Source organism: Pseudoalteromonas sp. AWM4_233 (assembly GCF_056158285.1).
The window spans coordinates 1-6,727 of the sequence record NZ_JBSWSZ010000014.1; the positions used below are offsets into that span (position 1 = coordinate 1).

The 6,727-nt window shown below is 51.0% G+C and carries 2 protein-coding genes and 8 pseudogenes; 8 read left to right on the plus strand and 2 right to left on the minus strand.

Annotated features, from left to right (window positions below):
• Nucleotides 1-103: 103 nt before the first annotated feature.
• Nucleotides 104-550 (plus strand): hypothetical protein, encoded by a 447-nt coding sequence (locus tag ACXAC4_RS18280; protein WP_475164412.1) that lies wholly within the window; start codon nucleotides 104-106, stop codon nucleotides 548-550.
• Nucleotides 551-779: 229 nt separating this feature from the next.
• Here the strand turns inward: ACXAC4_RS18280 and ACXAC4_RS18285 are convergent.
• Both ACXAC4_RS18285 and ACXAC4_RS18290 read right to left on the minus strand, forming a co-directional pair.
• Nucleotides 780-979 (minus strand): annotated as a pseudogene (locus ACXAC4_RS18285) (D-arabinose 5-phosphate isomerase); the annotation flags it as partial.
• A 14-nt stretch (nucleotides 980-993) separates the two neighbouring features.
• A pseudogene (locus ACXAC4_RS18290) lies at nucleotides 994-1,962 on the minus strand (calcium/sodium antiporter).
• A 453-nt stretch (nucleotides 1,963-2,415) separates the two neighbouring features.
• Between ACXAC4_RS18290 and ACXAC4_RS18295 the strand changes: the two are divergent.
• The 7 genes and pseudogenes from ACXAC4_RS18295 to ACXAC4_RS18325 all read left to right on the plus strand — a co-directional run.
• Nucleotides 2,416-3,206, plus strand: a pseudogene (locus tag ACXAC4_RS18295) (ATP-binding cassette domain-containing protein); the annotation flags it as partial.
• Between the two features lie 111 nt (nucleotides 3,207-3,317).
• Nucleotides 3,318-4,098, plus strand: a pseudogene (mlaE, locus tag ACXAC4_RS18300) (lipid asymmetry maintenance ABC transporter permease subunit MlaE).
• Nucleotides 4,098-4,576 (plus strand): annotated as a pseudogene (mlaD, locus tag ACXAC4_RS18305) (outer membrane lipid asymmetry maintenance protein MlaD). The pseudogenes mlaE and mlaD overlap by 1 nt, the downstream one beginning before the upstream one ends.
• 105 nt (nucleotides 4,577-4,681) lie before the next feature.
• A pseudogene (gene mlaC, locus ACXAC4_RS18310) lies at nucleotides 4,682-5,187 on the plus strand (phospholipid-binding protein MlaC).
• 37 nt (nucleotides 5,188-5,224) lie between these two features.
• On the plus strand, nucleotides 5,225-5,536 hold the full coding sequence (locus ACXAC4_RS18315) for an STAS domain-containing protein (protein ID WP_475164414.1): 312 nt from the start codon (nucleotides 5,225-5,227) through the stop codon (nucleotides 5,534-5,536).
• Between the two features lie 20 nt (nucleotides 5,537-5,556).
• Nucleotides 5,557-5,815: pseudogene (gene ibaG, locus ACXAC4_RS18320) on the plus strand (BolA family iron metabolism protein IbaG).
• 10 nt (nucleotides 5,816-5,825) lie between these two features.
• Nucleotides 5,826-6,660: pseudogene (locus tag ACXAC4_RS18325) on the plus strand (UDP-N-acetylglucosamine 1-carboxyvinyltransferase); the annotation flags it as partial.
• Nucleotides 6,661-6,727 lie beyond the last annotated feature (67 nt).

Genomic DNA, 6,727 nt, shown 5'->3' on the forward strand with positions numbered 1-6,727 from the left:
CATTACGTATTGCTAAGGTTAACGACGGTTAGATTCACCTCTTACACAGCACCTGGCATTTGCTAATGACCCCATCGAAGGTGAAGTACTGCACTATGGTAACTTGGTCTTTAAATCGGTTTCTGGACTTCAAGCATGGGTTGATAAAGTCATCGCCATTACATGGCTGCTGTTTCTAGTTGGTTTAATTTTACATAGTTGTTACTGGCCTTGGCGACGTAAAAAACTGACTGCACCTGAAGTTCAGCTGAGACAATCGCTATCATTCAATGCTTGGAGCGCATTACTCTTTTTACTTTTCTTAGCTATTGGGCTTATGTCAGCCATCGACCGACTTGGTCATATCGGTTTTTTCTCTTTGGGCCTCATGCTCTCAAGTCTGCTATTGGCAGCAACTGCTTTATGGTCTACATGGAAGTTGAAACTACTTTATAACCAGTTAACAGCCAAAACAGCCTTTTACATCGCCAGCCTATTTGCTGCATTACAGTTAATGGTGGTCGTGTACCTTGCTGCTCATGGCGTCATAGGTATTCAAAGTTGGACCTAAACCTTAGTTTCTAACAAAGTAGCGCGAGTAACTAAACTCGCGCTATTTGGAAAACACGACTTCTCGCTCGCCTGCTTTTACCGCATCTAAAACCCGAATCACCAGGTGCTGTGTAAGAGGTGAATCTAACCGTCGTTAACCTTAGCAATACGTAACTGAACGAATAGGTTACACAATGCGGTTAGGCAATTTAAGAACTCAAGTCAAAGGCCAGCACGCGGCTGTAAACGGCGAGGGTCGCTGCCATTTTGTTACCGATATGGCCTGATTTTCCCATCCCCATAACGATGACCTTGCCATTGCATTGGCTGATCAACGGCAAGCTTCGGTGAAGCTGCCATTGATGTAATGGGTCAGTCCATGAAGAGCTTCTGCTTCAATTTCAATAACTTTACGGCCAATTTCGCAATAATCAAACGCTGTAGACATAATATTCCTCTCCGTTAGGCTGCCAGATTATAAAACAGATAGCCTTGATAGGCGATAAAGGTCGCCAATAGGATGAAACCTTCTACACGATTGATTCGGCGGCGCTTTCCAAGAGCCATCAGAACCAGCAAGATCGATACACCCAGCATCACATAGTAGTCGCGGCCCATGGCCAGCGGGCTCAGGGTGGATGGGTTCAGCAGGCCGGGGATCCCCATCACCGCAAGGATATTGAAGACGTTGGAGCCGATGATATTACCGACTGCCATGTCATCTTCGCCTTTGAACAGACTGGCAACCGAAGCAGCCAGTTCCGGCAGGCTGGTACCGATCGCAATAATGGTCAGGCCGATCACCAGATCACTCATGCCGAAATATTTGGCAATGGTCACCGCAGAGCTCAACCAGCATGCTGGCCGCATAAGGCAACAGCACCAAGCCGATAAGTGTCCACATAACAGCTTTCGGGTTGCTGACACCATCTGGGATATCGGACTCTTGCTCTTCAACCAGCGGATCGCCGCCGGTTGCTTTGGCATTGCGGCTGATCCTGAGCATCGCCAGCAGAAAGGCTACAAATAGAACAACCAGCAGTACACCTTCAAAGAAGCCCAGGTGGCTATCCCATAACAGAACACCGGCAATCAGGGTCACGCCCATCATCAGTGGCAGCTCGCGGCGGATAATTTCCGAGCTAATAGATAAAGGCTTGATAAGTGCAGTAATACCCAGAATAAGGGCAATGTTGGCAATATTCGAACCCAGCACATTTCCGACTGCAGTGTCTGTTTTGCCATCCAGGGCGGCGGTGGCCGATACCATCATCTCAGGGGCTGAAGAGCCCATGGCAAGAATGGTCATACCGATGACAAGTGGGGTGACACCAAGATTTTGCAAGCGCCGCAGCGCCATAAACAAGTCGATCTCGCGCTCCATACCAGTAAGGTCAGGCCGATACAGAGAAACACGATGGCTTCGAGCATTGTTATCCCTTTTGTAAAAGTGTGCTGGATTGAATCACGACAACATGCCGGAAAGCGGCTGTGATCCAATTGGGGTGATTAATAATAAGAGACTAATTTTGACGGTTCGGCCATGAAAAGGAAAGCAAAAGGGGCGAGAAAATGATTATTGTCTGTGGATTTTTAACAGGTTGGGACAATGTCGAAACAAGGCGGGATGGATTCGACCCAAACAGCCTTATGTCTTGCAGGGTATAGGTCATTGTGCCTAATGTTTCCAAGGGAATAGCAGTCATTATTAGCACTGTGCTGACCGAGAAATCACAGACTTCTTACAGTTCATCTCTTGAGTTGGTTGCATAATCTACCTATCATCAAAGACATAAAGATAACTAATTAATTCTATTCATATAATGTCGCTTGCTATGTTAGTAGGCCGACTTTTGGACTGGCAGGACAGCCATAAAGGTAACTATGGAGCAGACAGAGGCGCTGGTTTCTATCCGGCAAATGACCTTCTCCCGTGGTGAACGAAAAATCTTTGATGATGTTTCGTTGGACGTGCCCAAGGGTAAAGTGACGGCCATAATGGGCCCGTCAGGGATAGGTAAAACCACCTTGCTACGGTTAATTGGCGGCCAGATCTTGCCTGATAGCGGTGAAATCTGGTTTGAGGGCTGGAATATTCCGGCGCTGCAGTCGCAGTGAACTGTATCTGGCCCGCAAGAAAATGAGCATGTTATTCCAATCCGGAGCCTTGTTCACTGACATGACGGTATTCGACAACGTAGCGTTTCCGCTCCGTGAGCATACCCAACTTCCCGAAGATCTCCTGCGCACCTTGGTACTGCTCAAGCTTGAAGCGGTTGGGCTACGCGGGGCTGCGCAATTGATGCCGAGCGAATTGTCTGGCGGTATGGCCCGACGGGCCGCATTGGCCCGCGCGATTGCGCTGGATCCGGATAATGATCAACGTATGACGAGCCGTCTGGTTCGGCCAGAAGATCTCGATTACCATGGGAGTACTGGTGGAAACGCTCGATCCTGGTGATCTGAACAAGGCGCTGGGTACCACTTCGGTGATTGTTTCCCACGATGTGCCTGAGGCGATGAGCATTGCGGGGACTGATGTCTCGCATCCTCTCTGCGGCAGCCGGATCATTGGCCAGGGCACACCACAGCAATTATGGGATAACCCTGATCCGCGCGTCCGTCAGTTTCTCGATGGCGATGCTGATGGGCCTGTGCCGTTTCGTTTTCCTGCCGAGCCGATGGGCAGCAGGGCGTTGGTCGCCCTTGACTGGGAAGGAGCGCCGAGCATGATGACAGAGTTTATTTCCCGTCAGGGGCGTCGGGCGTCGGATATCTTCCAGACCATGGGGCGTGCAACCTCGGCGTTCGCACGGCGCATTGGCCGCGCAGCGGCCGCAGCCCGGCAAAATGTTCCCGTTATTAGTGCGCCAGCTCTACAACGTTGGTGTGTTGTCGGTTGCTATCATTCTGGTCCTCGGGCTTGTCTATAGGTATGGTACTCGAGTCTGCAGGGCTACATCGTGCTGGTGGACTTCGGGGCTGAAACCAGCTTGGGTCAGATGGTCGCCTTGTCCCTGTTGCGCGAGCTCGGGCCGGTTGTCACCGCCTTGCTGTTTGCTGGCCGGGCCGGCTCGGCGCTGGACCGCCTCGCGAAATCGGTTTGATGAAAACCACCGAGCAGTTGTCGAGCATGGAGATGATGGCGGTCGATCCGTTGCGTCAGGCTCATCGCCCCGCGGTTCTGGGCCGGTGTGATTTCGATGCCATTGCTGGCGATGCTGTTCTGTGCCGTGGGGATCTGGGGTGGTGAGCTGGTCGGTGTCGAATGGAAAGGGACTCGATGACGGCAGCTTCTGGTCGGTGATGCAGTCTTCGGTCGATTTGGGCTACGACATTGGCAACAGTATTATCAAATCCGTGGTTTTGGCAATCACCGTCACATGGATTGCGGTCTTCAATGGTTATGATGCGGTCCCGACATCCGAACGGCGGATCAGCCGCGCAACCACACGTACCGTGGTGAATTCGTCACTGGCAGTCTTGGGACTGGATTTTGTCCTCACTGCCCTGATGTTCTGGCAACTGATAAAGCCGCAATGCGGTAATACAACAGGAAAAAACTGATGCAGCAAACGAAAAAACTAGAATTATGGGTAGGCAGCTTTGTATTGGCTGGCTTTGCTGCCCTGCTGGTATTGATCTCGCAAGGTTGCCGATGTCCAGAATTTAGGTGGCGCGGCAGACTTATACCCTCAAGGCCCACTTCGACAATATCGGTGGTTTGAAAGTCCGATCACCCATCAAGGTCGGAGGGGTTACCGTTGGAAAGATTACAGACATTAGCCTAGATACTGATACGTATGTGCCAGTGGTTACACTGTCGATTGAGAAAAAATATGGTTATTTCCCTGAGACCAGTTCGGCAGCCATTCTGACTTCTGGTCTGCTGGGTGAGCAGTATCTGGGCATTTCTCCGGGCTTTGTTGATGAAGACATTGAAATGCTTGGTGACGGCGATCTACTTGAGGACACCAAGTCTGCACTAGTATTGGAAGATATGATTGGCCAGGTGCTGTATAGCATCGGCGGTGACAGTAATTAAGAGAGCACAATTATGAAATGGTTTCGCTATGTACTTATGATGTTTGTCTGCCTGCCGCTGGTTTCACAGGCCGCGCTGATTGATAAAACTAACCCTTATACCATGATGGATCAGGTTTCGCAGAAGACCTTTGCCCGCCTGAAGTCGGAGCAGAGCCTGATTCAGCAGAACCCTGAGCGTCTGCGTACCGTAGTGCGACAAGAGCTGCTGCCTTATATCAATACCCGCTATGCAGCATACAAGGTATTAGGCCCGCAGCTGAAGAAAACCACGCCGCAGCAGCGTAATGATTTTGTGGCAGCGTTCACTGATTATTTGGTCGCTTCCTATGCCCAAGTCCTGACCCAGTACACCGATCAGGACATTGAAATCGAATCACCTAAATCGATCCCGGCTGATCGCAGTGTGGTGTCTGTCCGGGTGGATATCGTCGATACCAATGCCTGCCAACCCGCCTTGATTTCAAGTTGCGTAAGAACAAGAAAACCGGCGAGTGGCAGGGCTTCGATATGGTGGCCGAAGGGGTCAGCATGATCTCGACTAAACAGAGCGAGTGGAGTGGCCAGCTTCGTAGCCAGGGTGTGGATGCCGTCACCCAGGATCTGAAGTGATTGGCGGCCAAGCCAATTCGTCGTGAGCCAGAAAACAATGACTAAGCAAAAGATTGAGTGGCAAGCTCAGGAAAATGGTCTTTACTGCTTGTCAGGGGCATTGGAACGTGACACAGTTCCAGCTTTTTGGCAGCAACGCCATGAATGGATGCCGAAGGATTGCCAGGTACAGTTGGATCTGGCAGCGGTCGGGCGTATCGATTCTAGCCGGTATGGTGATGTTGCTACACATATACCAACAGCTGAGCCAAATGGCTCTGAGCTGAAAATATTGAATGTGCCAGAGCAGCTTGTCACGCTGCTTCGTCTGAGTCACGTTGAGTCAATGTTAGCGGCTTGCATCGAGTGAGCTGCGAAAGAGGATAGCTTGTGGAAATCTCTGAAATTAAAGAAATTCTAGAAAATGCTCTGGAACTGGACGAAGTGATCGTCAAGAGCGACGGCAGTCACTACGAAGTGATTGCGGTTGGCGCAATGTTCGAAGGTATGAACCGTGTTGAAGAAGCAGCAGGCTATTTACGGCCCGCTGATGGGACAGATCGCAGCGAATGAAATTCATGCGTTGAGCATCAAGACGTACACACCTGAAGAGTGGGCACGTGACAAAAAATTGATGTCGCTGTCTTAAGAGGTTAATGATGCAGAAGTTTCGAATCCAGGGCGGTGGCCCATTAAGCGGCGAAGTCTCCATTTCTGGTGCTAAGAATGCAGCATTGCCTGATTTTGTTCGCAGCCCTGTTGGCCGAAGAACCGGTAGAAGTTGCGAATGTACCAAAGCTACGTGATATCGACACCACGATGGAGCTCTTGAGCCGCCTGGGTGCCAAGGTATCACGCAACGGCTCAGTGTATGTAGATGCTGGTCCGGTTAACGAATTTTGTGCGCCGTATGATTTGGTGAAAACCATGCGTGCGTCTATCTGGGCTCTTGGCCCGTTGGTAGCGCGTTTTGGCCAGGGCCAAGTATCGCTGCCGGGTGGTTGTGCGATTGGTGCACGTCCCGTTGATTTGCATATCCACGGCCTTGAGCAGCTGGGTGCAACAATCACCTTGGAAGAAGGTTACGTCAAAGCCACGGTTGATGGCCGCCTAAAAGGTGCTCACATCGTGATGGACAAGGTCAGCGTTGGTGCGACCGTGACTATCATGTCTGCGGCCACGTTGGCTGAAGGCACAACCGTTATCGAGAATGCGGCACGTGAGCCAGAAATCGTTGATACGGCGGACTTCCTTAATACCCTGGGTGCCAAAATCACCGGTGCGGGTACCGATACCATTACGATTGAAGGTGTTGAACGTTTGGGCGGTGGTTACCACGAAGTGGTTGCTGACCGTATCGAAACCGGTACTTTCCTAGTGGCTGCAGCGGTATCTGGCGGTAAGATTATGTGTCGCCATACGCGTCCATCACTGCTTGAGGCGGCGTTGGCCAAGCTGGAAGAAGCCGGTGCCAAGATTGAAACCGGTGACGACTAGGTGCTGGCCTTTCATCAGTTTTGCCCGGCTGCGGAGCAGACCAACCGAACCAAGTACAGGAACA

Excerpts from the sequence above, each read along its gene's own strand:
- ACXAC4_RS18315 (WP_475164414.1), top strand. The coding sequence starts at position 5,225 with ATGACTAAGCAAAAGATTGAGTGGCAAGCTCAGGAAAATGGTCTTTAC.